Raw genomic sequence first — 26,924 nt, forward strand, 5'->3', positions numbered from 1 at the left:
GGGCCGGGGGCATGTCGTTTTTAGGCGGCAAGTGACGGAAACGGGGATCGGTGCGACAGGCTTTGGCGGCATAAGGGCGGCAGAATGGCGGCGGGCAGGCTTTGGAGGGTCGGATATGAGCGATGGTGCGGTTGAAGGACGCCGGACGCGTGGCGGCGGCGGATCGGCCCGGCGGGCAGAGCGCACGGCGGTCTCATTGGAAAGCGCAAAATTCATCCAGCGCAACATTCCGAATTTCGAGATCCTGAACGCCGAGGCGCTGGAGATCATCGAATGGAACGCCGATACGGTTCTGGAAGAGATCGGCGTCAATTTCGTGGAAAATCCGGCTGCGCTGGCGCTTTGGAAGGCGGCCGGGGCCGATGTGCAGGGCGAACGCGTGCGTATTCCGCGCGGTCTGGCGCGCAAGCTCTGTGCCACCGCCCCCTCCAGTTTCACCCAGCACGCCCGCAATCCGGCGCGCAACGTCGATATCGGCGGGCGCAATCTGGTGCTGGCCCCGGTGTACGGCCCGCCCTTCGTGCGCGACATGGAAGGCGGGCGGCGCTATGCCACGATTGCCGATTTCCAGAATTTCGTGAAACTGGGATACATGTCGAAATGGCTGCACCATTCGGGCGGCACGGTGTGCGAGCCGACGGATGTGCCGGTGAACAAGCGCCATCTGGATATGTTGCACGCGCATATGGTGCTGTCGGACAAGCCCTATATGGGCTCGGTCACGGAACCCAGCCGGGCCGTTGATTCCGTTGAGATGTCGAAAATCCTGTTCGGCTCGGATTTCGTCGATCAGAACACGGTGATGACCTCACTCATCAACATCAACAGCCCGCTGACCTTTGACGGCATCATGATGGGCGCGCTCGAGGTGTTTGCGCGGGCAAATCAGGCCTCGATCATCAGCCCCTTCATCGTGGGGGGCGCGATGGCCCCGGTCACGGTGGCGGGCACGCTGACGCAGGTGCTGGCAGAGGTTCTGGCCGGCGTGGCCTACAGCCAGCTGGTGCGGCCCGGTGCGCCGGTGATCTTTGGCGCTTTCGTGACCTCGATCGACATGAATTCGGGTGCGCCGACCTTTGGCACGCCGGAAGCGGCCCACATCACCTATGGCGCGGGGCAGCTCGCGCGCAGGCTCAATCTGCCCTACCGGTCGGGGGGCAGCTTCTGCGGCTCGAAACTGCCCGATGCGCAGGCGGCTTATGAAACCGCAAACAGTCTGAACATGGCGCTGCTGGCGGGGGTGAATTTCATGCTGCACGCCTGTGGCTGGCTGGAGGGCGGGCTGGTCAGTTCCTACGAGAAATTCGTGATGGATGCCGACCAGTTGGGCACGCTGCATCATCTGGCGCAAGGCGTGATGATGGATGCCAACGGACAGGCGATGGACGCTTTGCGCGAAGTGGGGCCGGGCGGCCATTTCCTGGGTTGTGAACACACGCAGGCCAATTTCAAATCGGCCTTCTGGCGGTCGGATCTGCTGGATTACAAACCCTTTGAGACCTGGGCCGAAGAGGGCGCGCGCGACACGCAAGCGCTTGCCGCCGAACGGGTGAAAAAGCAGCTGGGCGATTATCAGCAGCCCGCCTTGGACCCTGGCATCCGCGAGGCGCTCGATGCCTATGTGGCGCAGAAAAAGGCGTCAATGCCGGACGCCTTCATCTGAGCCGACACGCGGTTGACGGTGCCTCTGGCTCTCGGCCCGCCCCTTTGGGCGGGCCTTTTGCGCTGTGGTCAGCTGCGGCGCATCACCAGCCGGGATTCCGCGAGCAGGGCGACCAGCACCTCGATATGCCGCGCAATCGAATAGCCCGCATCGCCGCGCTGCCTTGTTTCTTCCAGCTTGTCTTCTTGCGACAGCAGTTGACAGACCGTCGCCTCGGGCGAGGCTGGCAGATTGACCAGGCGTTTCAGATCGCGGTCGCGGCGGTATTCGGCCAGGCCAAACCGTGCGGCCCGCATCAACAGACGCGGGCGGCGCAGCTCGGCGAGGCGGGTGCGAAAATCGGACATTGGCAGGCTCCTTCTTGCTTCTGGACCAGCCTAAATCCCTCTGTGTTCTGTTGCATTTTATGTGGATAACCGCGCGGTCGGTTTGAAATCGTTTCACTTTATTCATGAAATATCCACAGGTCCGCCGAAAACGAGCCCTTCCATTAACCAATGCGTAACCGACTCCCCTCAGGTTGTATTAACCATGAAGTGGTCAGGAAACCGCACGGCGGCATCGGAACTGAAGATGACATCGAACCTGTCCGCCGATTTCTGTCTGCCCGCATGGTTGCCCAATGACGTCAGGCTGTACCTCGATCATACCGAGGACGGCATGACATTCCGGGAGCTTGCGCGGCGGCAGGGCGCGCATGCCTCTACCGTGATGCGCCAGGTCCGTCGCTGCGAAGCCCGCCGCGAGGACCCGCTGGTGGATGAAGCGCTGGCCCTTCTGGGCGACAGGTCGATGGCCCCAGAAAAGGAGGAATATCCTGCCATGACCCTGACTGTCTCACCCAAGTCCCTGCATCTGGACGAAGCCACCCTGACCCGCGAGGGCCGCCGTATCCTGCGGCGGATGGCAGAGCCGGGGGCGGTTCTGGCCATCGCCCCCGATCTGGAAAAAGCGGTCGTGTTGCGCGAATTTCCCGATGGCCAGCAGACCCGGACCGGAGTGGTGGACCGGGCCATCGCGCAGGCCTTTGCGCTCAAGGATTGGATCGCTTGCCGCAAGAAAGGCCGGGTCACGACCTATGAAATCACCACTGCTGGCCGCGCCGCGCTCAAGCGGATGATCGACGACTCCGATCTGGCGCGCCACGCACAGCACAGCGGAATGGCCGAGGCGGCCATGCCCTTTGCCGCCCAGCACCGGATCTGGGATGAGCGCCAGATCGAAGAGGGCGGGGCGTCGCGCAAGATCCGCTACAATCTGGCGGAAAGCCCGCTGGCCGCCATGGGCCGGCGCCGCGACAAGGATGGCCGGCCATTTCTGGAAAATGATCTGATCCGTGCAGCCGAACGTCTGCGCGAGGATTTCGAACTGGCGCAGATGGGCCCGCGGGTGGCGCAGAACTGGGAACGGTTTCTGACCTCTGGCGACCGCGGCAGTTTTCGTCCCGATGCGGGCCATGGCGAGGGGCCGGCGCGGGCGCGTGACCGGGTGGCGGCGGCCCTGCGCGACCTTGGCCCCGGTCTGGGGGATGTCGCGCTGCGGGTGTGCTGCTTTCTGGAGGGCATCGAGACGGCCGAGCGGCGGATGGGCTGGGCCGCGCGGTCGGGCAAGATCGTTCTGCGCATCGCGCTGCAACGCCTGCGGCGGCACTATGAGGAAAACGCCGGCGCGCAAAGCTGCTACATCGGCTGACGGCAGAGGGGGCCAGGGCAGGGCGAAGGTCTTCGCCTCGAACAGCCATGTGCAGCGCGCAACCCCCTGCGTCCGCAGGGCCGGTTGTGCGCGGGGCCGGATCGGGCTAGATATGTCAGGTGGCATGCACTGTGGAGGCCCCCTTGCGCGATCTGACCATTCCCGACCAGCGGCACCCGGAAAAAGCGCATCGTCCCGACAATGCCCAGCCCAAGAAACCTGACTGGATCCGGGTGCGCGCCCCGACCTCCGAAGGCTACAAGCGCACCCGCGACATCCTGAAGGAAAAGAAGCTGGTCACCGTCTGCGAAGAGGCGGGCTGCCCCAATGTGGGGGAATGCTGGAGCCAGGGCCACGCCACCATGATGATCATGGGCGAGATCTGCACCCGGGGCTGTACCTTCTGCAACGTGGCCACCGGCAAGCCGCAGGTTCTCGACGCGTTCGAGCCGGGCCGGGTCGCGCATGCGGTGGCCGAACTGGGGCTGAACCATGTGGTGATCACCAGCGTGGACCGCGATGATCTGGATGATGGCGGGGCCGAACATTTCGCCCAGACCATCCGCGCCGTGCGCCATCGCTCCCCCGGCACCACGATCGAGATTCTGACGCCGGATTTCCTGAAATGCCCGCCTTCCGCCCTGGAAAAGGTGGTCGAGGCGCGGCCCGATGTGTTCAACCACAATCTGGAAACCGTGCCGGGCCTTTACCTCGAAGTCCGCCCCGGCGCGCGCTATTTCCACTCGCTTCGTCTGTTGCAGCGGGTCAAGGAACTGGACCCGACGCTGTTCACCAAATCGGGCATCATGGTCGGCCTTGGCGAAGACCGGGCCGGCATTTTGCAGGTGATGGATGACATGCGCAGCGCCGATATCGACTTTCTGACCATCGGCCAGTATCTGCAGCCCACGCCGAAACATCACCGGGTCAACCGCTTTGTCACCCCCGAAGAGTTCAAGGGTTATGAGACGGCGGCCTATGGCAAGGGGTTCCTGATGGTGTCTGCCACCCCGCTCACCCGGTCGTCCTATCACGCGGGGGACGATTTTGCGCGGTTGCGCGCGGCGCGTCTGGAAAAACTGGGCCGGGCCTGACGCCCTTGGCCTGATGCGCCTGGCGGTGCGCTGCAAGGCACCGGCTTTGTTGTTTCCCGAACGCTCCCGCCAAGGGCGCTTGCGCCGAGGAGACACGCCTTTGGCGTGCGACGAGACAAGAACAGCGCGCCGCAGGCGCACTGTCAGATCACCACGCGTCGGTCACCGCCGTCCGTACAATTCGGCCGCCCGGCGCTCAAAGGCCCGCACCACCCGCAGCATCGCCTCGTTGAAGACCACGCCGATGATGCCCTGCAAGATCGCATTGCGGAATTCGAAATCGACAAAGAAATCGACCTCGCAGCCGCCCTCCGCCTCGCGGAATTTCCAGGTCGAGCGCATGTGGCGGAACGGACCGTCCAGATATTCGGTCTCGATGCGCTGCTCCTCTGGCCACAGCACCACGCGGCTGCCAAAGCGTTCGCGGAACACCTTGAAGCTGATCACCAGATCGGCCTCCATCACCTCGGACCCGTCGGGCTGCTGTGTGCGCGACCTGATGCGCGCGGCGGAATTCCACGGCAGAAATTTGGGATAAGACCCGACATCGGCCACCAGATCATACATCTGTTGCGCGCTATAGGGCAGAAAGCGGATTTCGGAATGGGTTGGCATCGCTCGTCCCGTGACTTGGTCCGTGCTTTTCGTTAGAAAGCGCACAGAAATCAAGGGGACGCCATGACGCAACGACCTTATGTGATCGACCAGATGATCAGTGCCAAATCCATCGCCGCCCGGGTCGAAGCCTTGGCGCGTGAGATCACCACGCATTTTTCGGGCACTGACAAGCTGGTGGTGGTGGGGCTGTTGCGCGGCTCTTTCGTCTTCATCGCCGATCTGGTGCGCGAGCTTGACCTGCCGGTCGAGGTCGATTTTCTGGAGGCGTCAAGCTATGGCAACGCCATGCATTCCTCACGCGAAGTCCGCATTCTCAAGGACTTGCGCGGCGAAATTGCCGGGCGCGATGTGCTTTTGGTGGAAGATATCGTCGACACCGGCTTTACGCTCAGCCATGTGATCCACCTCTTGAAGGCGCGCGAACCGGCGCGGTTGAAGGTCTGTGCTTTGCTCGACAAACCCTCACGGCGCGAGGTGGCGGTCAAGGCGGACTGGACCGGGTTCGAGATCCCCGATGAATTTGTCGTGGGCTATGGCATCGATTTTGCCCAACGCAACCGCAACCTGCCCTTCATCGGCAAGGTGCGCTTTACCGATGATGCGCCGTGACGCCGGTCTGGCTGATGCGGATGGCACGCTGGGTGCGCCATCCGCCGTCGCCTGCGCGGGTCAAACTGGTGGTGGGCGTGGTGCTGGCCTGTTTCGTGATCTTCGGGATCGAATATGTCTGGGGCTGGCCCGAGGCTTTGACGGTGCAGAAGATCAAACCCTGACCGCTGCTGGCAAAAAGGTGATCCCTCCTATCAAGGGAATGGGTTAGCCTGCACCTGATCTGCCGCGACCCGAAGGAGTGTCCATGCGTCGTCTGTTCCTGTCTGTCTGTGTTCTGGCGGTCATCGGGGCCGGGGCGTTCTGGGCCGTGACCCGACCAGACCCGCTGCCCGAAGACCATTTTGCCGGCGTGACCGGCGAATCCGCCCGGGGCGAGGCGGTGTTTCACGCCACCGGCTGCGCGTCATGTCACGCGGCACCGGGGGCCAGCGGCGCGGCAAAGCTGGTGCTGGCGGGGGGCCAAGCCTTCCCGTCCGATTTCGGCACCTTCCTTGCCCCCAACATCAGCCCCGATCCGCAGCATGGCATCGGCGGCTGGTCGCTGCCCGATCTGGCCAATGCCATCCAGCGCGGCATTTCCCCCGGTGGCGCCCATTACTATCCGGCCTTGCCCTATTGGTCCTATGCAAAGATGCAGCCGCAGGATGTGGCTGATCTTTACGCCTTTCTGCAAACCCTGCCAGCGGATGCAACACCGAACCAGCCGCATCAGATTGGCTTTCCGTTCAGCCTGCGGCCTCTGGTCGGCGGCTGGAAAGTCCTGAACAATGACCGCGATTTCGTGCTGCAAGACGATCTGACGGCAGCCGAAGAGCGCGGCAGGTATATTGTCGAAGCCATGGCCCATTGCGCCGAATGCCATACCCCGCGCGATGCGCTAGGTGGGCTGGACACCGGCCGCTGGATGGCCGGCGCGCCCAATCCGTCGGGGCAGGGGACGATCCCCAACATCACCCCGGCAGACCTGGACTGGAGCGAAGGGGAGATCGTCGCGTATCTGACCAGCGGCTTTACCCCCGATTACGATTCGGTGGGCGGCCATATGGTGGCTGTGGTGGAAAACATGGCGCAACTGCCGGAAAGTGACCGGGCGGCGGTGGCGGCCTACCTCAAGAAACTGCCTGCCATCGAGTAGCTCGGTCGTTCAGTCCTGCCGCAAGGCCCGGTCCAGCAGCACCAGCGCGTGCGCAACCGTGGCCTGCCGCACCTGCGCCCGGCCAATGGCCCCAAACTCCACCGTTTCGGTGATCACCTCTTGCCCGGTGTGCGCCAGACCAAAGCACACCCGCCCTTCGGGCTTGACCTCTGACCCGCCCGGCCCGGCAATGCCGGTGACCGAAACCGCCAGCCCGACCCTTGCGCGCAGCAGCGCGCCTTGCGCCATTTCGCGCGCCACCTCTTCGCTGACCGCGCCGAAATCGGTCAGCGTCTGTGACTGGACACCCAGCATCTCGGTCTTGGCGGCATTGGAATAGGTGACAAAGCCACGGTCGAACACATCCGAAGACCCCGCCACTTCGGTCAGCGCGCCGGCGATCAGCCCTCCGGTGCAGCTTTCCGCCGTGGCAATACGGATGCCGCGGGCACGGGCGAGGGCCAGAATTTGCGCAGCACCGCTCACATCAGCACCCCATGCGCGATGCCTGCCGCGACCATCACGGCAACCCCGGCAAACACCCCGGCCCAAAGGTCATCCAGCATCACCCCCGCCGGATCGCCCCGCCGGTCGGCGCGACCGATGATCCAGGGTTTCCAGATGTCGAACAGACGAAAGAACAGGAAGGCCGCCACCCAGCCCGGATAAGCCACCACCGCCCAATCCTCGACGCCGCGCCACCAGAAGGCGGCGGCGGGGAACAGCAGGGCAATCCACTGGCCCGCCACTTCATCGATCACGATCTCGGACGGGTCATCGCCAGGCCGGTCGCGCAGCGCCTGTTCGCAGGCCCAGAAGCCCAGCAGCGTCACCGCGACAGTCGCCGCGACCAGCACCGGAAACCCCAGATAGCGGTCAATCGCCAGCCCCAAAACCACTGCGACAGCCGACCCCCAGGTGCCTGGCGCCGGCCGCAGCAGGCCGACAGAGCCAAAGGTGGTGATGGCGCGGATCATGCCCGCACCAGCGCGCAGGTGGCCAGTGCCGCAATGCCCTCTTCCCGCCCGGTGAAGCCCAGCCGCTCCGACGTTGTCGCCTTGACGCTGATCCTGTCCACATCGACCCCCATGATTTCAGCCAAAGCTGCCCGCATTGCCGCCTGATGCGGTCCGATCTTGGGGCGTTCGCAGACCAATGTCACATCGCAATTGGCGAGTGTATAGCCGCGCGCCGCGACCCGGCCCATGGCATGGCGCAAAAAGATATGGCTCGCCGCCCCTTTCCATTGCGGGTCACTGGGCGGGAAATGCACGCCGATATCGCCCTCGGCCAGCGCGCCATAGATCGCATCGGTCAGCGCATGCATGCCGACATCGGCATCGGAATGGCCGAGCAGCGCCTTGTCATGTGGCAGGCTGACCCCGCACAGCCAGACCTGATCGCCTGCCGTGAAGGCATGAACGTCATAGCCATTGCCCAGTCTGATATCCATGTCTCGCCCCCCGAGGATGTTTTGCGCGCGGATAAAATCCTGCGGATAGGTCAGTTTCATATTGTCTTCATCGCCGGGCACGATTGTCACGGCATGACCCGCCCAGCGCGCCACCTCGACATCATCTGCCGCTCCGCCCGGATGGGCGCGATGTGCGGCAAGAATGGCATCGAAGCGAAAGCCCTGTGGTGTCTGGGCGCGCCAAAGCCCGTCACGCGGCGCGGTGCCGGATACGGTGCCGCCGGTGCCGCGCCACAGCGCATCGGTCACCGGCAGGGCAGGGGCCGCACCCGGGGTATCGTCCAGCGCGCCCAGCACGGCCGCAATCACCGCGCCCGAAACCAGGGGGCGCGCCCCATCATGGATCAGCACCTTGGTGACACCTTGCCCCGCCAGCCACTCCAGCGCATTGCGCACCGATGCCGCCCGCGTGGCCCCGCCCTCTACCATCTCCAGCCCGAACGCTGCCGCACGGTCGCGGTCATCGGGGTGGATCACCAGGATCATCCGGTCCACGCGTCCGGCAAAGGCGGCGATGGTATGGGCCAGCACCGGCCTGCCTGCCAGATCCTGCCATTGTTTCGGCAGGTCGCCTCCGGCACGGGTTCCCCGGCCTGCGGCGACGATGATGGCGGCTGTGGTCATATCTACCTCTTTGCCCTTTGTGCTTAAATGAGGGGAAGACCTTGCGCAATGTGCCTAGATTTGACCCGGATTTGCCTAAAGAACATGCAATGCATGTTTTTCAACCGTTTCTTTGACCATCTGCCTTTGTTATCCCCCCGGAACAGGATTACCTCCACCCTAGGCGCATAAGGATTGTGCACGTGGCATTGTTGCTCGACAGGTTTGTCATCGACCCTCCGGTGCTGCTGGCCCCCTTGGCCGGAATCACCGATCTGCCGTTCCGCCGGGTGGTCGCCCGGTTCGGGGCCGGTCTGGTGGTGTCCGAGATGATTGCAAGCGAAGATGTGATGCGGGCCCAACCACTGGCCCGGGCCAAGGCCGAACTTGGCTTTGGCGAAGCGGCAACCTCGGTGCAGATTGCGGGCCGTGATCCGTACTGGATGGCCGAAGCCGCCCGCTATGCCGAAGGGCAGGGCGCACGGGTGATTGACATCAACATGGGGTGCCCGGCCAAACGGGTCACGGCGGCGGGCGGCAACGGGGCCTGCGGGTCGGCCCTGATGCGCGACCCCGATCTGGCCGTGGCGCTGATCGAGGCTGTGGTGGGGGCGGTCAGCTTGCCGGTCACGCTGAAAACCCGGCTGGGTTGGGATCATGACAACCTGAACGCGCCTGAAATCGCGGCAAGTGCCGAGGCGGCGGGCATCCGGATGATCACCATCCATGGCCGCACCCGGAACCAGTTCTACAAGGGCAGTGCCGATTGGGCGGCGATCCGGGCGGTGAAACAGGCGGTCAGCATTCCGGTGATTGCCAATGGTGACATCACCGATGCAGGCAGCGCTGCCCGCGCCTTGCAGCAATCGGGGGCCGATGGCGTGATGGTCGGGCGTGGCGCACAGGGGGCGCCCTGGCGTCTGGCCCAAATCGCCCATGCGCTTTATGGCACGCCCGCGCCGGTGGTGCCGCAAGGGGCCGCGCTGGCCGATCTGATCATCGGGCATTATGAGGCGCAATTGTCGTTCTACGGCCGTGCCCTTGGCCTCAAGACCGCGCGCAAACACCTGTCCTGGTATCTGGAAGAGGCGGGGGCCCTGGCCCAACGCGCCGCGATCCTGACCAGCGAAGACCCGGCGCAGGTGATCCGACTGATCCGCGCAAGTTTCGCCGACAGCGGAAAGGCGGCGGCATGACGCCCTACCGCACCCCCTATCCGGTGCCCGGGGTGATCTGGGCCAGCCTGCCGGTGCCCGCGCTGCTGCTGGGGCTTGACGGGCGCATCACCGAGGTGAACCCTGCGGCAGAAACCTTTCTGAACGTCTCGTCCCGCGCGCTGATCGGCCAGCCGGTGCTGGACCGCCTGTCGATTGACGCCCCGATGGAAGAGGCGTTTCTGCGCGCCCGCGCCAACCAGTCAACCATTTTCATCAATGATATCGACGTGACCACCGGCGAACGCGCGCCGGTACAGTGCAATGTGCAAGTCGCCCCGATGCACGACAATTCGGACTATCTGATGCTGCTGATCAGCCCGCGCGACATTGCCGACCGGCTGGGGCGGTCGATGAGCGTGAAATCGGCGGCCAAATCCGCCATCGGCATGGCAGAAATGCTGGCGCATGAAATCAAGAACCCGCTGGCCGGCATCTCTGGCGCGGCCCAACTGATCAGCATGAACGCCAATGCCGAAGACCGCGAGCTGACCGATCTGATCGTCGAGGAAACCCGCCGCATCGTCAAACTGCTGGAACAGGTGGAACAATTCGGCAATCTGCGCCCGCCCGAGCGCCGCGCGGTGAACCTTCACGATGCGCTGGACCGGGCCCGCAAATCGGCCTTGGTGGGCTTTGCCGCCCATATGCAGATCGTCGAAGATTACGATCCGTCCTTGCCCGCCACGCTGGCCGACCCGGATCAGCTGATGCAGGTCTTCCTGAACCTGATCAAGAACGCCGCCGAGGCCAGCAAAGGCCGGTCCGGCACCATCCGCCTGCGCACGTTCTACGACCTGTCCTTGCGCCTGCGCCGCAAGACCGGATCCCCCTCCGTCTTGCCGCTGACGGTTGAAATCATCGACGACGGCCCCGGCATCCCGCCGGAAATCGCTGCTGATATCTTTGAACCCTTTGTGTCCGGGCGTGAAAACGGCACGGGCCTCGGCCTTGCGCTGGTGTCAAAGATCATTTCCGACCACGAAGGTTGGGTTCAGGTCGACTCGGTGCCAGGCCGCACCGCGTTCCGCGTATCCCTTCCCGTGGCCCCCAAGAAGATGGAGAGCTTTTGATGGACGGCACTGTTCTGGTGGCAGATGACGACCGCACGATCCGCACCGTGCTGACACAGGCGCTGACGCGGGCAGGCTGCAAGGTGCATGCCACCTCCAGCCTGATGACGCTGATGCGCTGGGTCGAAGAGGGCAAGGGCGATCTGGTGATCTCGGATGTGATCATGCCCGATGGCAACGGGCTGGATGCGCTGCCGCGCATCGGCAAGATGCGCCCCGGCCTGCCGGTGATCGTGATTTCCGCACAGAACACCATCATGACCGCGATTCAGGCGGCCGAGGCCGAGGCCTATGACTACCTGCCCAAACCCTTCGATCTGCCCGACCTGATGAAACGCTCCGCCCGCGCGCTGGAACAAAAGCGCCGCGCGCCAAAACTCCCGGTGCAGCCGCTGCGCGAAGCAGGCGATGATCTGCCGCTGGTGGGGCGCACACCGGCGATGCAGGCGCTGTACCGTCTGGTGGCGCGGGTGATGAACACCGATCTGGCCGTGCTGGTCACCGGCGAATCCGGCACCGGCAAAAGCCTGATCGCCCGCGCGATCCATGATTTTTCCGACCGCCGCAGCCAGCCTTTCGTGGTGGCGCAGGCGGGCGACCTGCAGGGCATGGATGGCCCTTCCACCTTGGTGGCGCGCGCCAAGGGTGGCAGTCTGGTGTTTGACGAAGTGGCCGATTACGACGACGACACCCAGGCCCGCATCGTGCGGATGCTCGATCTGATGGGCGAGGGCGCGCCGCGCATCATGGCGACCAGCCAGGTCGATCTGTCGGCGCGGATGGAGGCGGGGGCGTTCCGGCAGGATCTGTATTACCGCCTGTCCGGCGTGACCCTGCATGTGCCTTCCTTGCGCGAACGGGTGGATGACATTCCGCTTCTGGCCGACCATTTCCTGACCCGTGGCGAACGCGACGCGGGCACCATCCGGCGCCTGTCGAATGACGCGCGCGATCTGGTGCGCGGCTATTCCTGGCCCGGCAATGTGCGTCAGCTGGAAAATACCCTGCGCCGCTTGATGGTCACCTCCTCCGAGGCGGAAATCTCGCGCGTGGAAGTCGAATCGGTTCTGGGCAACCAGCCGGTGATGGAGCCGCTGAAGGGCGGGGGCGAGAATGAAAAACTCTCGGCCAGCGTGGCACGTCATCTGAAGCGCTATTTCGATCTGCACGGCGGCCATCTGCCCCCTGCGGGCGTTTATCAGCGGATTTTGCGCGAGGTAGAGATGCCGCTGATTGAAATCGCGCTGGATGCAACAGCCGGCAATCAGGCCAAATGTGCCGATCTGCTGGGGATCAACCGCAATACCTTGCGCAAGAAGATCACCGACCTCGATATCCGCGTGACACGGAGGCGCAAGCTGATGTAAAACCGCCACATCAGGCGTGTCCTTGCCGCCGATGGCGGAATGGGCGGCAGAGGTGGCGGAACAGGCACGCAAACCGTGCTTGCATCGGGGGGCGTCGGCAGAGTGCAGCATGCGTTGAGATCAGCAGCCTGGGAACGGCTGTCGCGCTTGCGCAGGCAACGGCGGGTCCAGACGGCCACCACCTTCGGGCTGGTGTTTCTGGGTCCGGTGCTGGCGGTCTTCACCTTTCTGACGCTGGGTCCGTTCAGCCAGGGATCGAACAGCCCGACCCTGCGGCTGGTTCTGCTGGCGGACCTTGTTTATATCCTTGTGGTCGCCGCGCTGGTTCTGGCGCGGGTCGCGAAACTGGTGGCCGACCGGCGCAGCCAATCTGCCGGATCTCGCCTGCACCTGCGCCTGTCGGGCGTGTTCGCGCTGGTGGCGCTGGTGCCAACGGTGCTGGTCGCGGTCTTCGCGGTGCTGACGGTGAACATCGGGCTTGAGGGTTGGTTTTCCGAGCGGGTGCGCTCGGTGGTGGGCACATCCTTGTCGGCCGCGCAGGCCTATGACCGGCAAAGCCGCGATGACCTGATCGAAGACGCCACCAGTCTGGCGGCCTATCTGAATGTGGCCAAGCAATCGACCTTCTTTCTGCCGGATGACGGCTTGCGCCCCTTGTTGTCACAGGGGCAGGCTGCGGTGCAGCGCGGGCTGAAAGAGGCCTTCCTGATCGACGGCACCGGCACCCTGCTGACCCGGGGCCAGCGGTCCTATCTGTTCGACTTTGAAACACCCCCCGCCGAAGCCCTGACCCGCGCCCGCACCGAAGGGCCGCAACTGATTGAAGACTGGGACAATGACGAGTTCCGCGCGGTCGTGGCGCTGGAAGCCTATGTCGACCGCTATCTTTATGTCAGCCGCACGGTGGATGGCCAATTGCTGTCGCTGCTCGATTCAACCCGCGAAACCGTGCGGCTGTACAATCAGCTGGAGGCCGACAGGGGCCGGGTGCTGTTCAACTTCGGTCTGATCTATCTTGGCTTTGCCATCATCCTGATCCTTGCCGCCACCTGGATGGGCTTGTGGTTTGCCGAACGCCTGTCCAAACCCGTGGGACGTCTGGCGGGTGCGGCCCAACGGGTGGGCGGCGGAGATCTGGATGTGCAGGTGCTGGAAGAGAAGGGCGATGACGAAATCGCCATGCTGGGCCGCATCTTCAACCAGATGACCCGGCAGCTGAAAGGCCAGCGTGAGGCCTTGGTGGAAAACAACCGCCAGACCGAACGCCGCCGCCGCTTGTTCGATTCCGTGCTGTCCAATGTGACCGCCGGGGTGATCGGTCTGGATTCCGATGGTCAGATCGACTTTGTGAACCGCGCAAGTGAACGGTTGCTCGATATGCCAAAGGCCGGTCATGATCTGGCCCTTGCCGATGCCGTGCCGGAATTTGCGCCGCTGTTCGACCGCCTGCGGGAAAGCAACACGGCCGCGGTGCAGGAAGAGGTCCGCCTGACCCGCAAGGGCAAGCTGGAAAGCCTGCTGGTGCGGATGAGCGTGCGCAGAAGCGACACCGGGCGGCTGGAAGGCTATGTGGTGGCCTTTGACGATGTGACCGACCTTGTCAGCGCGCAGCGCATGGCGGCCTGGGGCGATGTCGCGCGGCGCATCGCGCATGAGATCAAGAACCCGCTGACCCCGATTGCGCTCTCTGCCGAACGCATCAAGCGCAAATTCCGCGATCAGGTCAGGGAGCCGGCAGATCTGGAGCAGTATACAGACGTTATTGTACGCCAGACCAATGACTTGCGGCGCATTGTTGATGAGTTTTCCAAATTCGCCCGCATGCCCGAACCTGACCGGCGCGACACTGACTTGACCCGGCTGCTCCGCGACGCCCTGACGCTGCAGGAAAGCGGTCAGCCGACAGTGCGCTTTGTCTCCGACATTCCGGACACGCCGCAGATCCTGGAACTTGACGCGACCATGATCACGCAAGCCTTGACCAACCTGATCAAGAACGCCGGTGAGGCCATTGAAACTTTGCATGAAAAGGGCGCTCCCGAGGGTCACGTTCCCGAAATCCGGGTGCAGATGGGCATGGATGACGATGGCGTCACCATCCGCATCATGGACAACGGCATCGGTCTGCCACCGGACCGGGCGCGGCTGTTTGAACCTTATGTGACCACCCGGGAAAAGGGCACCGGCCTTGGCCTGCCCATCGTGAAGAAGATTATCGAGGAACATGGGGGCACGCTGGCTTTGCTGGACGCCCCGGTTTTTGACGGAAATACCCAAGCGGGGGCCATGGCGGAAATCCGTCTGCCACGACTGACCCGCAAACGCGGGCGCAACAACATGGTCGCACAGGGCCAGGGAGGCTGAGATGAGCATTCTGATCGTAGATGACGAGAAAGACATTCGCGAGTTGATCGGTGATATTCTGAAGGACGAAGGCTATACCATTCGTCTGGCAGGAAATTCCGACGATGCGATGGCCGAGATCAACGCCGATCCGCCCAGCCTGATGATTCTGGATATCTGGCTGAAGGACAGCCGGATGGACGGGATCGATATTCTGAAAACCGTGAAACGCGACAACCCCGATGTGCCGGTGGTGATCATCTCGGGGCATGGCAACATTGAAATTGCGGTCGCGGCGATCAAGCAGGGGGCCTATGACTTCATCGAAAAGCCGTTCAACATTGATCAGCTGATGGTGGTGGTGTCGCGCGCGATGGAAACCAGCCGGCTGCGCCGCGAAAACGCCGATCTGCGCCGGCGCGAGGTGACAAGTTCGGAAATGCTCGGCTCCAGCCCCGCTTTCCGCGCACTGAAGGCACAGCTGGAAAAGGTGACCAAGTCGAATGGGCGGGTCATGCTGACCGGGCCATCGGGCAGCGGCAAGGAAATGGCGGCGCGGTTCATTCACAGCAATTCCAACCGGGCCACGGCGCCTTTTGTCTCGGTGTCTTCGGCCACGGTGGAGCCGGACCGGATGGAAGAGGTTCTGTTCGGCCGCGAAACCGCAGAGCGCGGGATTGAAAAGGGCCTCCTGGAACAGGCGCATGGCGGTGTGGTCTATTTCGATGAAGTGGCCGACATGCCGCTTGGCACCCAGTCGAAAATCCTGCGGGTTCTGACCGAACAACAGTTCACCCGGGCGGGCGGCACCGACAAGGTGCGGGTTGACCTGCGCGTGGTGTCATCGACCACCCGGGATCTGCGCGCCGAAATCGCGGCGGGGCGGTTCCGGCAGGAACTTTATGACCGGCTGAACGTGGTGCCGATCCCGGTGCCCAGCCTTGAGGAACGGCGCGAGGATATTCCGGAACTGACCCGCCATTTCATCGACCTGTTCCACCGCACCCAAGGCCTGCCCGCGCGCCAGCTGACGCAAGAGGCCGAGGCCATGCTGCAGACCACCGCCTGGCCCGGCAATGTGCGCCAGCTGCGCAATGTGATCGAGAGGGTGCTGATCCTGGGCGAAGCCTCTGGCCCGATCGAGGCGTCGGAACTGCCGGGGCAGGAGGCGGCGGTCGAGGGCAATGGCCGGCTGGTGCTGGGCGGGGCCATGGCCACCCTGCCGCTGCGCGAGGCGCGTGAGGTGTTTGAACGCGAATACCTGCTGACCCAGATCAACCGCTTTGGCGGCAACATCAGCCGCACCGCGAATTTCGTCGGCATGGAACGGTCGGCCCTGCACCGCAAGCTGAAATCGCTTGGTGTGGTGACCACCTCGAAATCCGGCGGGCGGTCGGCGCATTTTGACGAGCTGGAAGACGAGGATGAAAGCTGACACCCCCGGCGCCCGGCAGTCACCTTGTGCCCGACATTGACCCTGCGCCCGCCTTCTGCGATGCAAGGGGCCTGTGGTGGGGCCAAGGCGGGCCATGCCATCCTATAAGGGGCTGACATGAAGGTCATCATCTGTGGCGCGGGTCAGGTGGGCTGGCAGATTGCGCGCCAGTTGTCGGGTGAACGCAATGACGTGACGGTGGTCGATGTGAACCCCGATCTGGTGCGCCGCGCGACAGATACGCTGGATGTTCAGGGCATTGTGGGCTTTGCCAGCTACCCTGACGTGCTGGAACGGGCAGGGGCGCGCGACGCCGATCTGATCATCGCCGCCACCCATTCCGACGAGGTGAACATGGTCACCTGTCAGGTCGCGCATTCGGTGTTTTCCGTGCCGCGCAAGATTGCCCGGCTGCGGGCGCAAAGCTATCTGGATGCCATCTATTCCGACCTGTACCGCCGCGAGCATCTGCCGATCGATGTGGTGATTTCCCCTGAACGCGAGGTGGCCGAGGCCGCCTTGCAACGACTGGCGGCGCCATCGACCTTCGACACCGAAAGTTTCATGCTGGGCCGGGCGCAGCTTCTGGGCATCGCATTGGATGAGGATTGCCCGGTGCTGAACACGCCGCTGCGGCAGTTGAATGACCTGTTCTCAACGCTGCGCGCCATTGTGGTGGGCGTGCGCCGCGACGGGCGGCTGTTCGCGCCCGACCCGGATGATCAACTGTTTGCGGGCGACCAGATCTATGTCTTCACCCATTCCGAAGATGTGAACCGCGCGCTGGAAATCTTTGGCAAGAAAGCCAAAAAACAGGAGCGCATTGTCATCATCGGCGGTGGCAACGTGGGTCTGGGTGTGGCCCGCGCGCTGGAGGCCCGCAGTGACCGGGTCCGCGCCAAGATCATCGAAAAATCCCGTCCCACCGCCGAACGCGCGGCCGACAGTCTGGAGCGCACCATCGTGCTGCATGGCGACGGGATGGACATGGATATCCTGATGGAAGCCGCCATCGACCGCGCCGATGCGGTGCTGGCGGTGACCGATGACGACAAGACCAACCTGCTGGTGGCGGTGCGGGCCAAACAGGCCGGCTGTCAGATGGCGATTGCGCTGGTCAACGATCCGACGCTTGCGCCGATGATGGGGCCGCTGGACATTGACGCCTATATCAACCCGCGCGCCACCACCGTCAGCTCGATCCTGCGCCACATTCGCCATGGGCGGGTGCGCGCGGTCTATTCGATCGGCGATGCCGAGGCCGAGATGATCGAGGCGCAGATCCTGTCGACCAGTTCGCTGGCGGGCAAGATGATCCGCGAGATCGACTTTCCCGAAGGCGTGCTGGTGGGCGGCGTGATGAAGGGCGACAAGGTGGTGAAGCCGGGGGCAGAGCTGCGGCTGGAATCGGGTGATATCATCGCGCTGTTTTCCATGACCTCTGACGTCCGGGAGGTGGAGCGGCTGCTGCAGGTCTCCATCGACTTTTTCTGATGGTCTGGCGTGAACGGCTGCTGGCCGCACCGCTCTTGGTGACGCTGTCGGCCCTGTCGGGACTGTCCATGTTCCTGCCCGCCGCCCATGCCACCCTGACCAATATGGATCAGGTGGCGCAGGGCTTTTTCTATTCCGGGCTGATGGTGCTGATTGTCACGGCAATGGTCTGGCTTGCCACGTCAAGCTGGAAGCCGCGCAATCTGGCGCGCAGCCAGCTGGCCTCCCTCGCCGGGGCCTATGCGCTGATGCCGGTGATCTTTGCGGTTCCGGTCACACAGGCGCTGCCTGACACCAGCTTTCTGAACGCCTGGTTTGAAATGGTGTCCTGTTTCACCACCACGGGGGCCTCGCTCTATGACACGCCGGGCCGGTTGGCGCCGTCGCTGCATCTGTGGCGGGCCACGGTGGGATGGCTGGGGGGGCTGTTCATTCTGGTCACGGCCACCGCGATCCTTGCGCCGATGAATCTGGGCGGGGTCGAGGTGATGTCGGGTCGCGCGCCGGGACGCGGCGCGGCGGGGCTGAGCCAGATCACCCGGGTGGCCGATCCGTCGCAGCGCTTCTTGCGCTATACGATGCTGTTGTTCCCGATCTATTCCGGGCTGACCCTGCTGTTGTGGCTGCTCTTGATGATTGCGGGCGAGGTCAATCTGGTGGCGCTGATCCATGCCATGGGCACGCTGTCCACCTCTGGCATCGGGCCGGACGGCGATCTGAGCATGCTGCGCACCGGTCTGCTGGGCGAGATGCTGATCGTGCTGTTTCTGATGCTGGCGATCTCGCGGCGGTTTTTGCCCGGTGCGCAATCGGTGCTGATGCAGGGGCCCTTGCATCGTGACCCGGAGGTGCGGCTGGCGACCATCGTGGTTGCGACCACCACGGGGGTGCTGTTCTTTCGTCATTTCATCGGTGCCATCGAGGTGGAAGCAACCGATGATGCCGCCTCTGCGCTGCGCGCGCTGTGGGGCACATTCTTCATGGCGGTGAGCTTTCTGACCACCACGGGCTACGAATCGGGCGAATGGGCGGCGGCGCGCAGCTGGTCGGGCCTGCCCAGCCCCGGCCTTGTGCTGCTGGGTCTGGCCATCATCGGCGGCGGGGTGGCGACGACGGCGGGCGGGGTGAAGCTGCTGCGGGTCTATGCCCTGTTCCGCCATGGCGAGCGTGAATTGGAAAAGCTGATCCACCCGTCATCGATCGGCGGGCAGGGGTCACAGGCGCGGCGTCTGCGGCGCGAAGGGGCCTATTTCGCCTGGCTGTTCTTCATGCTCTTTGCCCTGTCGATTGCGGTGAGCACGGCGGCGCTGTCATTGATGAACCTGCCGTTCGAGGATGCGCTGGTGCTGACGCTTGCCGCCCTGTCCACCACGGGCCAGCTGGCCGATCTGGCTGGCACCGTACCGATCCGCTATGCCGACCTGGATACGGCGGCCAAGGTATTTCTGGCCGTGGTGATGGTGGTCGGACGGCTGGAGACATTGGCGCTTCTGGCGCTCTTTGCCCCCTCCAGCTGGCAACGCTGACCGATGCTTGGGCAAGGGGCTGCTTTTTGGGCTGGAATCTCTGCGAATCCCGTCCCATAGTATGCGGCAATGCGCCAGCGGCAGGCTGATAAGCCGAGGGACGGATAAAACGCGCAACATTAAGGGCACGAAGAGAATGGCCGGTGATAAACAGAACTTGCAGGACGCTTTCCTGAACCATGTCCGCAAGGCAAAAGTTCCAGTGACGATCTTCCTGATCAACGGGGTGAAGCTGCAAGGCGTGATCACCTGGTTTGACAATTTCTGCGTGCTTTTGCGCCGGGATGGTCAATCGCAACTTGTCTACAAACACGCGATTTCCACCATCATGCCGGGCGCGCCGATCAACCTTTATGAAGGTGAAGACTGATTTCCGATTTGCCGGACGATGACGAGGACGAAGAGATCTGGCCCGATACGGGCACAGGTCTTGACGCCTATGAAAGCGAAAGCCCCGCGACGCGGGCCTTTGTGCTGCACCCCGACATAAAGTCGAAACCCGCGCGCCGCCTGCCCGAACATGGGCTGGCCGAAGCGGTGAGCCTGGCCGCCGCCCTGCCGCGGATCGAGGTGGTGGGGGCCGAGGTTGTGCGCCTGCCGCGGCTTCACCCGGGCATGCTGTTCGGGTCAGGCAAGGTCGAGGAGCTGGCCGCGCGTTTCAAGGCCGAGGATGTCGGGTTGGTGCTGGTGGATGGGCCGGTCTCGCCGGTGCAGCAGCGCAATCTGGAAAAGGAATGGGGCGTCAAGCTGCTGGACCGGACCGGGCTGATCCTGGAAATTTTCGCCGACCGCGCCCGCACCCGCGAAGGCGTGTTGCAGGTGGAACTGGCGGCTCTGTCGTTCCAGCGCACCCGTCTGGTGCGGGCCTGGACGCACCTTGAGCGGCAGCGCGGCGGCTTTGGCTTTGTCGGCGGGCCGGGGGAAACCCAGATCGAGGCCGACCGCCGCGCCATCGACGATCAGGTGATCCGGCTCAAGCGCCAGCTGGCCAAGGTGGTCAAGACGCGAGAGTTGCACCGGGCCGCGCGCAAGAAGGTGCCGTTCCCGATTGTGGCCTTGGTGGGGTATACCAACGCGGGGAAATCCACGCTGTTCAACCGCATCACCGGGGCCGAGGTGCTGGCCAAGGACATGCTGTTTGCCACGCTGGACCCGACGATGCGCGCCATGGTGCTGCCGGTGCCGCAAGGTGGCGCAGGGTCTGGCACGGGCCGCAAGATCATCCTCTCCGACACCGTGGGCTTCATCAGTGAGCTGCCCACCACGCTGGTCGCCGCCTTTCGCGCCACGCTGGAAGAGGTGCTGTCGGCCGATCTGATCTTGCATGTGCGCGACATTTCCCACCCGGAATCGGCCGAGCAAGCCGCAGATGTGATGGATATCCTGACCTCACTGGGGGTGAACAAGGCCACACCGATGCTGGAGATCTGGAACAAGCTGGATCTGGTCGACGGTTCGGCACGCGACGCTCTGGCCGCGCAAGCGGCACAGCGCAACGATGTGCTGGCGGTTTCGGCGCTGACCGGGGAGGGGGTGGAAGCGCTGCTCTACCGGGTGTCGCAGGTGTTTGACGAGGCAACATCCGAACGCAGGCTCACCTTGCCCTTCACCGAGGGCCGGCGCCACGCCTGGCTGCACGCGCAAGGCGTGGTAGAGGCAGAGTCGCAAGGCGATGACGGCTGGGACCTGTCCCTGCGCTGGACCGCGCGGCAGGAAAAGCAGTACCGCGACCTCTAGACGGTGGTGCCCTGCACAACCGTCGCCGGGGGGCTGTCTGCCCCCCGACCCCCCCGAGGATATTTTTGAACAGATAATGCGGTCAGCGCAGAACGGATGGCGAGCGGCTGTCTTTGGGCGTGCCATTTTCCCTTGCATCCCCGGAAGAGAGGTGAAACAGGGAACCGCCAAACGATCACTCCTTTGGAGGCTCCTATGGAGATTCGCGAGGCCTATACTTTCGACGACGTTCTGCTGGTTCCGGCCGCTTCATCGGTGCTGCCGTCCGATGCGGACACCTCGACTTTTGTCACGAAATCCATCCGCATGAACATCCCGCTTCTGTCCAGCGCGATGGACACGGTGACCGAAGGCCGGATGGCGATTGCCATGGCGCAGGCCGGCGGGATCGGCGTGATCCACCGCAATCTGGACCTGGAGGCGCAGGCGACCGAAGTGCGCCGGGTCAAGCGGTTCGAATCCGGTGTGGTCTACAAACCGATCACCCTGACGCCGGACCAGACTCTGGCCGATGCGAAAATCCTGATGGGCCGCTATAACATCACCGGCTTTCCGGTGGTGGACGGCCACGGTCGGGTGCTGGGCATCGTGACCAATCGCGACATGCGCTTTGCCAGTGATGACAAGACACCGGTTTCGGTGATGATGAGTTCCGAAAACCTCGCGCTGCTGCACGAACCGATCGACCGCGAGCAGGCGATCAGCCTGATGAAGGCGCGCCGGATCGAAAAACTGTTGGTCACCGATGGCACCGGCGTACTGACCGGGCTGCTGACGCTGAAGGACACCGAGAAATCCGTGCTCAACCCCAATGCCTGCAAGGATGAGATGGGGCGGTTGCGCGTCGCCGCTGCCAGCACGGTGGGCGATGCCGGGTTCGAGCGGTCACAGGCGTTGATTGATGCCGGGGTCGATATGGTGGTGATCGATACGGCCCATGGTCATTCCGAAGGGGTGGCCCGGGCGGTGGAACGGATCAAGCGGCTGTCGAACACCGTACAGGTGGTGGCGGGCAATGTGGCGACGGCAGAGGCCACCCGCGCGCTGATCGGTGCCGGTGCCGATGCGGTCAAGGTCGGCATCGGGCCGGGGTCGATCTGCACCACCCGCATCGTGGCGGGCGTCGGTGTGCCGCAGTTGACCGCGATCATGGACGCGTCCCGGGCGGCGGGGGATGTTCCGATCATCGCCGATGGCGGCATCAAATATTCTGGCGATTTTGCCAAGGCCATCGCGGCGGGGGCCTCCTGCGCCATGGTCGGTTCGGCCATCGCCGGGACCGACGAATCTCCGGGCGAGGTGATCTTGTGGAACGGGCGGTCCTATAAATCCTATCGCGGGATGGGGTCTTTGGGCGCGATGGCGCGCGGCTCGGCCGACCGCTATTTCCAGAAGGATGCCGCCAGCGACAAGCTGGTGCCCGAAGGGATTGAGGGACAGGTGCCCTACAAGGGATCGGCAGCGCAGGTGATTCACCAGATGGTCGGCGGCCTGCGCGCGGCCATGGGCTATACCGGCTGCGCCACCGTGGCCGAGATGCGCAGCAATTGCCAGTTTGTCCGCATCACCGGGGCAGGGCTCAAGGAAAGCCATGTCCATGACGTGCAGATCACCCGGGAAAGCCCGAACTATCGGGTGGGCTGAGCCTGTGCGGCAAGGACCTCGACCATGACGCCCGCCGCCCGGGTTTCCGCGGCGATTGCCGTGCTGGACCGCGTTCTGAGCGGCAGCCCTGCCGAACAGGCGCTGACCAACTGGGGCCGGGCCAGCCGCTTTGCCGGCTCGGGCGACCGCAATGCGGTGCGCGATCTGGTCTATGATGCGCTGCGCTGCCGCCGGTCCTATGCCGCTCTGGGCGGGGCGCAAAGCGGGCGCGGCCTGATGCTGGGGGCCTTGCGCGCGGCCGGCACGGATCCTGCGACGCTGTTCACTGGGATCGGCCATGCGCCGGTGCCGCTGTCGGCCGGCGAAGAGGGACGCCCGCCCGAGGGTGCAGAGGCGCTGGACCTGCCGGACTGGCTGCTGCCACAGCTGACACAGTCGCTGGGCGCGGATCTTGCCGCCACGGCGCAGGCGTTGCGCCAGCGTGCGCCGGTGTTCTTGCGCGTGAACCTGCGGCGGGGATCGCTGGCGCAAGGGATCGCCGCGCTGCAGGCCGAGAGCATTGTGGCAGAGCCACATGCGCTTGCCGACACGGCGCTGATGGTGACGCAGGGCGCGCGCAAGATTCAGACCAGTCAGGCCTATCTGTCGGGTCTGGTCGAACTGCAGGATGCCGCGTCGCAGGCTGTGGTCAGCGCCTTGCCCCTGCGCGACGGAATGCGCGTTCTCGACCATTGCGCGGGCGGGGGTGGCAAGGCCCTTGCCATGGCGGCACGGGCGCAGCTGTCGCTCTTTGCCCATGATGCAGATCCGGGGCGGATGCGCGATCTGCCCGTCCGCGCGGCGCGGGCCGGTGTCAGGCTGACACGGACCGACGATCCGGAAAGCTTGGCGCCGTTCGATCTGATCCTCGCCGATGCGCCCTGTTCCGGCTCGGGCAGCTGGCGCCGAGATCCGCAGGGCAAATGGGCCCTGACCGCAGAGCGTCTGGCCCAGATCGGCGCCGTTCAGGACAGCATTCTGGACCGGTTGGCGCCTTTGGTCGCCCCCGCGGGGGTCTTGGCCTATGCCACCTGCTCGCTGCTGAGGGTTGAAAATGAAGACCGGGTCAACGCCTTTTTGTCGCGCCATCCGGGATGGCAGATCGCAGGTCTGCAGCGTTTCACGCCATTGAGCGGCGGGGATGGCTTTTTTCTGGCCCAGCTGAGGCAAGCGCCTGCTTGATTTGCCCGGGGGCCTTGCGTCATGCTCGCGCAGGCAAGGCACCGTTAAGAGCGTGTTAACCGTTTATATGATGTTCTGCCCCTTGAAACGGGTGAAGATCAACTTGGGGAAGTGGCGTGCTGGCGGGCATTCAGGGAGCCACCGAAATCGTTGCGCTGTCGCGCGCCATGGCCATGCGGTCCCGTCTGCTTTTGGGCGGGGGTCTGGTGGCGCTGATTGCGGCGGGATTTGCGACAGACCCTGCGGTCAGGGTTGCCGCTGCCGTGGTGGGGCTGACGCTCGCCGCTCTGGTCGGCCTGTTCTGGTTGGTGGTCGGGCTGGCTGACCGCAAGGACCGCCGGGCAGAAGGCGCGGTGGCCATGCTGTTCGACCAAGACGCCACGCCCTGTTTCACCACCGATACCCAAGGCCATATCCTCTATCGCAACGCGGCGGCCCAAGGGCGCTTCGGTCTGGCGGCGGCCTCGCTGACGGCCGCCCTGCATGATCATTTCACCAGCCCGGCCTCGGTTCTTTACCGCCTGCAGGCGCGCGCGCTGAAGGCCGGTGCGGCGCGGGAAGATGTGATCACGCGGCGCGGCCATACCCGGCTCTGCGTGCATCGCATCGGTGATGACCGTTTCCTGTGGCGGCTGGATGAATTCGTCGACCGGGCCGTGTCCGGGCGCGGGGCGGAGGGGCTCAGCCTGCCGATGCTGGTGATCAACAAGGCCGGTGTCGTGCTGTTCACCAATGAGGCGATGCGCCGTCTGCTGGGGGGGCGGCCAAAGCGGCTCGACAAGGTGTTTTCCACCCCGAACCTGCGCAACGGCGAAGAGGTGCAGGTTGCGGGGGCCAATGGTCCGGTGCGGGCGATCCTGGCCGAGGTGCCCGGAGCGGGGGAACGGCGGGAAATCTATCTTTTGCCGGTCAATACCGCGCCCGCCCAGACGCAGATGATGGAAGATCTGGAAGAGATCCCCGTTGCCATTCTGCGCTTCGACTCGGCGGGCCGAATGCTCGCCGCCAACCGGGCCGCGCGCGATGTGCTTGATCTCGAAAAAGAGGCGCGCCCGATGTTTTACGATCTCTATCAGGGGCTTGGCCGGTCGGTTCTGGATTGGGTCGGCGATGTCGTGGCCGAGCGCAACATCGGCGGGTCCGAGGTGTTGCGCGCCCGCGTCGGCCAACCCGATGCCTTTCATCAGGTCACCCTGCGCCGCTATGTCGAACAGGGCCGCCCGGGTGTGATGGCGGTGGTGCAGGATGCCACGGCGATGAAGCGGCTGGAGGCGCAGTTTGTGCAAAGCCAGAAAATGCAGGCCATTGGCCAGTTGGCGGGGGGGATTGCGCATGATTTCAACAATCTGCTGACCGCGATCTCGGGGCATTGCGACCTGTTGCTGCTGCGCCATCGCAAGGAAGACACCGATTTTGCCGATCTGGTGCAGATTCACCAAAACGCCAACCGCGCCGCGTCGCTTGTCGGCCAGCTGCTGGCCTTCTCGCGCAAGCAGACCCTGAAACCCGAGCGGATTGATCTGCGCGACGTGCTGTCGGACATGATCCATCTGCTCAACCGGCTGGTTGGCGAAAAAGTGCAGCTGCATCTGGCCCATGCCGCCGACATGGGAATGATCTGCGCCGACAAGCGGCAGCTGGAACAGGTGGTGATGAACCTTGTGGTCAACGCCCGCGATGCGATGGTCGATGGTGGGTCCATCCGCATCGAAACCGAGGCGCTGACCCTGCATACCGAACTGCGCCGCAACCGGGCGATCGTACCGGCGGGCGATTATGCCACGATCCGCGTTGTCGACACCGGAATCGGCATTCCGCCCGAATGGCTGGACAAGATCTTTGAACCGTTCTTTACCACAAAACGGTCGGGCGAAGGCACGGGCCTTGGCCTGTCCACGGTTTACGGCATCGTCAAACAGTCCGGCGGTTTCATCTTTGTGGATTCCATCCCCGGCGAAGGCACCGTGTTCCACCTGTATTTCCCGATCCATCAGGCCACCGAGGAAGAGCTGGCAGCCGCCCCGCCAGAGCCCGCCCGCAAGATCGTGCTGCGCCAGGGCGAAGGCGTGGTGCTGCTGGTCGAGGATGAGGCGCCGGTGCGGGCCTTTGCCAGCCGCGCGCTGCGCCTGCGCGGCTATACCGTGCTGGAGGCGGATTGCGCCGAAGAAGCGCTGCGCCTGCTGGAAGACCCGTCGCTGCAGATTGATGTCTTTGTCACCGATGTGGTGATGCCCGGCATGGACGGACCAAGCTGGGTGAAGCTGGCGCTGGAGGCGCGGCCGGAGGCGCGGGTGGTCTTCATCTCGGGCTATGCCGAAGATTGCCTGTCAGATGAACAGGGCAGGGTGCCCAATTCGGTGTTTCTGGCCAAACCCTTTTCGCTCAACGATCTGGCCATCACGGTGCAGGGTCAGTTGCACTGACCGCTCAGGCCAGGCTGTCATAGAGCGCAAAATCCTCTGCCGCGGCGACCTGCAGCCTGGCCTGCGTTTCGGCCGACAGCTCCATCGGGGCTTTGGGCGAGACGTTCAACTGCGGCAGAAAGATCTGGAAATCCAGACGATCTTCCAGAAACTCGATGAAAGTATCAATGTTTTCATAGCGAAACACCCGGTCGGCGCCATGGCCCTCGATCCCTTTCAGAAACCGCGCCTGCGAGCCGACCTTGGCAAAGGCCGGACGCGGCTGGCTGCACCAGGCCTGCACAAAGGTGTCAAAGCTGAGCCCTTGCGTGCTCTTGGCCGGGTCCGGGATATCGTCACGGCTGCGATAGCGGTACCAGCTGCCCAGCCAGTCGCGCGGCTCGCGCATCAGGGCAACCACCGTAAAGGGCCCGCCCGCCGCCGTTTCGAGGTAAGGGCCGACAAAGCGGCGGAAGCGGGCGACATTGGTGTGCTTGAGCGCCGGCGGCCGCTGGATCGACACGGCGGCCAGCGATTCGAGCGCGGCTTCGATTGCGGTTGACCCGGTTTTTGGCGTTGCCAATATCGCCAGCCGTTGTTCCCAAAACACCAACAT

The 26,924-nt window shown here is 64.1% G+C and carries 24 protein-coding genes; 18 read left to right on the forward strand and 6 right to left on the reverse strand.

All coding sequences use genetic code 11. The features are described from left to right. Positions 1-115 precede the first annotated feature (115 nt). Positions 116-1,663 (forward strand): trimethylamine methyltransferase family protein, encoded by a 1,548-nt coding sequence (locus tag CXR43_RS07795; RefSeq protein ID WP_103333442.1) that lies wholly within the window; start codon positions 116-118, stop codon positions 1,661-1,663. A 68-nt stretch (positions 1,664-1,731) separates the two neighbouring features. Here CXR43_RS07795 and CXR43_RS07800 read toward each other — a convergent pair whose 3' ends face one another. Next, positions 1,732-2,010, reverse strand: a complete 279-nt coding sequence (locus CXR43_RS07800; protein WP_103333443.1) for a DUF6477 family protein — start codon at positions 2,008-2,010, stop codon at positions 1,732-1,734. A gap of 226 nt (positions 2,011-2,236) precedes the next feature. Here CXR43_RS07800 and CXR43_RS07805 point away from each other — a divergent pair, with 226 nt between their 5' ends. Together CXR43_RS07805 and lipA are read left to right on the forward strand one after the other, a co-directional pair. Continuing rightward, positions 2,237-3,355, forward strand: a complete 1,119-nt coding sequence (locus CXR43_RS07805) for a DUF6456 domain-containing protein (RefSeq protein ID WP_103334109.1) — start codon at positions 2,237-2,239, stop codon at positions 3,353-3,355. 143 nt (positions 3,356-3,498) lie between these two features. Beyond that, a complete protein-coding gene (gene lipA / locus CXR43_RS07810) occupies positions 3,499-4,449 on the forward strand; it encodes a lipoyl synthase (RefSeq protein ID WP_103334110.1) in 951 nt (316 codons plus the stop codon). A 162-nt stretch (positions 4,450-4,611) separates the two neighbouring features. Here the strand turns inward: lipA and CXR43_RS07815 are convergent, their stop codons facing one another. Then, positions 4,612-5,064, reverse strand: a complete 453-nt coding sequence (locus CXR43_RS07815; RefSeq protein ID WP_103333444.1) for a type II toxin-antitoxin system RatA family toxin — start codon at positions 5,062-5,064, stop codon at positions 4,612-4,614. A 63-nt stretch (positions 5,065-5,127) separates the two neighbouring features. Here CXR43_RS07815 and hpt point away from each other — a divergent pair, with 63 nt between their 5' ends. From hpt to CXR43_RS07825, 3 genes are all read left to right on the forward strand, one after another. Beyond that, a complete protein-coding gene (gene hpt, locus CXR43_RS07820) occupies positions 5,128-5,676 on the forward strand; it encodes a hypoxanthine phosphoribosyltransferase (protein ID WP_103333445.1) in 549 nt (182 codons plus the stop codon). Next, the gene (locus CXR43_RS17865; RefSeq protein ID WP_168219776.1) at positions 5,673-5,840 is read left to right on the forward strand and encodes a hypothetical protein; all 168 of its coding nucleotides are present in this window, start codon (positions 5,673-5,675) and stop codon (positions 5,838-5,840) included. Before hpt ends, CXR43_RS17865 begins: the two co-directional genes overlap by 4 nt. 83 nt (positions 5,841-5,923) lie before the next feature. After that, the gene (locus CXR43_RS07825) at positions 5,924-6,814 is read left to right on the forward strand and encodes a c-type cytochrome (protein WP_103333446.1); all 891 of its coding nucleotides are present in this window, start codon (positions 5,924-5,926) and stop codon (positions 6,812-6,814) included. Between the two features lie 9 nt (positions 6,815-6,823). Here CXR43_RS07825 and CXR43_RS07830 read toward each other — a convergent pair whose 3' ends face one another. From CXR43_RS07830 to CXR43_RS07840, 3 genes are read right to left on the reverse strand one after another with little or no spacing between them, the layout of a single operon-like run. Continuing rightward, positions 6,824-7,300 (reverse strand): CinA family protein, encoded by a 477-nt coding sequence (locus CXR43_RS07830; protein ID WP_103333447.1) that lies wholly within the window; start codon positions 7,298-7,300, stop codon positions 6,824-6,826. Next, positions 7,297-7,791: a phosphatidylglycerophosphatase A family protein gene (locus CXR43_RS07835; protein ID WP_103333448.1), complete on the reverse strand. Its 495-nt coding sequence runs from the start codon at positions 7,789-7,791 to the stop codon at positions 7,297-7,299. The genes CXR43_RS07830 and CXR43_RS07835 overlap by 4 nt, the downstream gene beginning before the upstream one ends. Beyond that, complete coding sequence (locus CXR43_RS07840; RefSeq protein ID WP_103333449.1) at positions 7,788-8,912, reverse strand: bifunctional 2-C-methyl-D-erythritol 4-phosphate cytidylyltransferase/2-C-methyl-D-erythritol 2,4-cyclodiphosphate synthase; 1,125 nt, start codon at positions 8,910-8,912, stop codon at positions 7,788-7,790. The genes CXR43_RS07835 and CXR43_RS07840 overlap by 4 nt, the downstream gene beginning before the upstream one ends. 182 nt (positions 8,913-9,094) lie before the next feature. On the opposite strand from CXR43_RS07840, the gene dusB reads away from it, so the two are divergent. The 12 genes from dusB to CXR43_RS07900 all read left to right on the forward strand — a co-directional run bounded on the left by dusB (position 9,095) and on the right by CXR43_RS07900 (position 26,329). Next, positions 9,095-10,087, forward strand: a complete 993-nt coding sequence (dusB, locus tag CXR43_RS07845; protein ID WP_103333450.1) for a tRNA dihydrouridine synthase DusB — start codon at positions 9,095-9,097, stop codon at positions 10,085-10,087. After that, on the forward strand, positions 10,084-11,178 hold the full coding sequence (locus CXR43_RS07850; protein ID WP_103333451.1) for a two-component system sensor histidine kinase NtrB: 1,095 nt from the start codon (positions 10,084-10,086) through the stop codon (positions 11,176-11,178). Before dusB ends, CXR43_RS07850 begins: the two co-directional genes overlap by 4 nt. After that, positions 11,178-12,545, forward strand: coding sequence for a response regulator (locus CXR43_RS07855; RefSeq protein ID WP_103333452.1), 1,368 nt, complete (start codon positions 11,178-11,180; stop codon positions 12,543-12,545). Before CXR43_RS07850 ends, CXR43_RS07855 begins: the two co-directional genes overlap by 1 nt. A 102-nt stretch (positions 12,546-12,647) precedes the next feature. Beyond that, entirely contained in the window at positions 12,648-14,909 is a 2,262-nt protein-coding gene (locus CXR43_RS07860; protein ID WP_103334111.1) for a sensor histidine kinase NtrY-like, read from the forward strand. Position 14,910: 1 nt separating this feature from the next. Continuing rightward, positions 14,911-16,323 (forward strand): nitrogen assimilation response regulator NtrX, encoded by a 1,413-nt coding sequence (gene ntrX / locus CXR43_RS07865; RefSeq protein WP_103333453.1) that lies wholly within the window; start codon positions 14,911-14,913, stop codon positions 16,321-16,323. Between the two features lie 117 nt (positions 16,324-16,440). Continuing rightward, positions 16,441-17,817, forward strand: coding sequence for a Trk system potassium transporter TrkA (gene trkA / locus CXR43_RS07870; protein ID WP_103333454.1), 1,377 nt, complete (start codon positions 16,441-16,443; stop codon positions 17,815-17,817). Then, positions 17,817-19,343: a TrkH family potassium uptake protein gene (locus tag CXR43_RS07875; protein WP_103333455.1), complete on the forward strand. Its 1,527-nt coding sequence runs from the start codon at positions 17,817-17,819 to the stop codon at positions 19,341-19,343. The genes trkA and CXR43_RS07875 overlap by 1 nt, the downstream gene beginning before the upstream one ends. 136 nt (positions 19,344-19,479) lie before the next feature. Next, positions 19,480-19,713: an RNA chaperone Hfq gene (hfq, locus tag CXR43_RS07880; RefSeq protein WP_023664101.1), complete on the forward strand. Its 234-nt coding sequence runs from the start codon at positions 19,480-19,482 to the stop codon at positions 19,711-19,713. 35 nt (positions 19,714-19,748) lie between these two features. Further along, the gene (hflX, locus tag CXR43_RS07885) at positions 19,749-21,080 is read left to right on the forward strand and encodes a GTPase HflX (protein ID WP_246831362.1); all 1,332 of its coding nucleotides are present in this window, start codon (positions 19,749-19,751) and stop codon (positions 21,078-21,080) included. A gap of 195 nt (positions 21,081-21,275) precedes the next feature. Beyond that, complete coding sequence (gene guaB, locus CXR43_RS07890; protein ID WP_103333456.1) at positions 21,276-22,724, forward strand: IMP dehydrogenase; 1,449 nt, start codon at positions 21,276-21,278, stop codon at positions 22,722-22,724. Between the two features lie 24 nt (positions 22,725-22,748). Continuing rightward, positions 22,749-23,906, forward strand: a complete 1,158-nt coding sequence (locus CXR43_RS07895; RefSeq protein WP_103333457.1) for an RsmB/NOP family class I SAM-dependent RNA methyltransferase — start codon at positions 22,749-22,751, stop codon at positions 23,904-23,906. Between the two features lie 167 nt (positions 23,907-24,073). After that, entirely contained in the window at positions 24,074-26,329 is a 2,256-nt protein-coding gene (locus tag CXR43_RS07900) for a hybrid sensor histidine kinase/response regulator (RefSeq protein ID WP_103334113.1), read from the forward strand. Positions 26,330-26,333: 4 nt separating this feature from the next. Here the strand turns inward: CXR43_RS07900 and CXR43_RS07905 are convergent, their stop codons facing one another. Continuing rightward, the gene (locus CXR43_RS07905) at positions 26,334-26,924 is read right to left on the reverse strand and encodes a hypothetical protein (protein WP_103333458.1); all 591 of its coding nucleotides are present in this window, start codon (positions 26,922-26,924) and stop codon (positions 26,334-26,336) included.

Source organism: Pseudotabrizicola formosa (genome assembly GCF_002900965.1).
GTDB lineage: Bacteria > Pseudomonadota > Alphaproteobacteria > Rhodobacterales > Rhodobacteraceae > Pseudotabrizicola > Pseudotabrizicola formosa.

Excerpts from the sequence above, each read along its gene's own strand:
- CXR43_RS07800 (WP_103333443.1), bottom strand. The coding sequence starts at position 2,010 with ATGTCCGATTTTCGCACCCGCCTCGCCGAGCTGCGCCGCCCGCGTCTG.
- CXR43_RS07815 (WP_103333444.1), bottom strand. The coding sequence starts at position 5,064 with ATGCCAACCCATTCCGAAATCCGCTTTCTGCCCTATAGCGCGCAACAG.
- CXR43_RS07795 (WP_103333442.1), top strand. The coding sequence starts at position 116 with ATGAGCGATGGTGCGGTTGAAGGACGCCGGACGCGTGGCGGCGGCGGA.
- CXR43_RS07805 (WP_103334109.1), top strand. The coding sequence starts at position 2,237 with ATGACATCGAACCTGTCCGCCGATTTCTGTCTGCCCGCATGGTTGCCC.
- guaB (WP_103333456.1), top strand. The coding sequence starts at position 21,276 with ATGGAGATTCGCGAGGCCTATACTTTCGACGACGTTCTGCTGGTTCCG.
- hfq (WP_023664101.1), top strand. The coding sequence starts at position 19,480 with ATGGCCGGTGATAAACAGAACTTGCAGGACGCTTTCCTGAACCATGTC.
- hpt (WP_103333445.1), top strand. The coding sequence starts at position 5,128 with ATGACGCAACGACCTTATGTGATCGACCAGATGATCAGTGCCAAATCC.
- trkA (WP_103333454.1), top strand. The coding sequence starts at position 16,441 with ATGAAGGTCATCATCTGTGGCGCGGGTCAGGTGGGCTGGCAGATTGCG.
- CXR43_RS07840 (WP_103333449.1), bottom strand. The coding sequence starts at position 8,912 with ATGACCACAGCCGCCATCATCGTCGCCGCAGGCCGGGGAACCCGTGCC.
- CXR43_RS07905 (WP_103333458.1), bottom strand. The coding sequence starts at position 26,924 with ATGTTGGTGTTTTGGGAACAACGGCTGGCGATATTGGCAACGCCAAAA.
- CXR43_RS07835 (WP_103333448.1), bottom strand. The coding sequence starts at position 7,791 with ATGATCCGCGCCATCACCACCTTTGGCTCTGTCGGCCTGCTGCGGCCG.
- CXR43_RS07825 (WP_103333446.1), top strand. The coding sequence starts at position 5,924 with ATGCGTCGTCTGTTCCTGTCTGTCTGTGTTCTGGCGGTCATCGGGGCC.
- CXR43_RS07895 (WP_103333457.1), top strand. The coding sequence starts at position 22,749 with ATGACGCCCGCCGCCCGGGTTTCCGCGGCGATTGCCGTGCTGGACCGC.
- CXR43_RS07900 (WP_103334113.1), top strand. The coding sequence starts at position 24,074 with ATGGCCATGCGGTCCCGTCTGCTTTTGGGCGGGGGTCTGGTGGCGCTG.
- CXR43_RS07855 (WP_103333452.1), top strand. The coding sequence starts at position 11,178 with ATGGACGGCACTGTTCTGGTGGCAGATGACGACCGCACGATCCGCACC.
- ntrX (WP_103333453.1), top strand. The coding sequence starts at position 14,911 with ATGAGCATTCTGATCGTAGATGACGAGAAAGACATTCGCGAGTTGATC.
- CXR43_RS07875 (WP_103333455.1), top strand. The coding sequence starts at position 17,817 with ATGGTCTGGCGTGAACGGCTGCTGGCCGCACCGCTCTTGGTGACGCTG.
- CXR43_RS07850 (WP_103333451.1), top strand. The coding sequence starts at position 10,084 with ATGACGCCCTACCGCACCCCCTATCCGGTGCCCGGGGTGATCTGGGCC.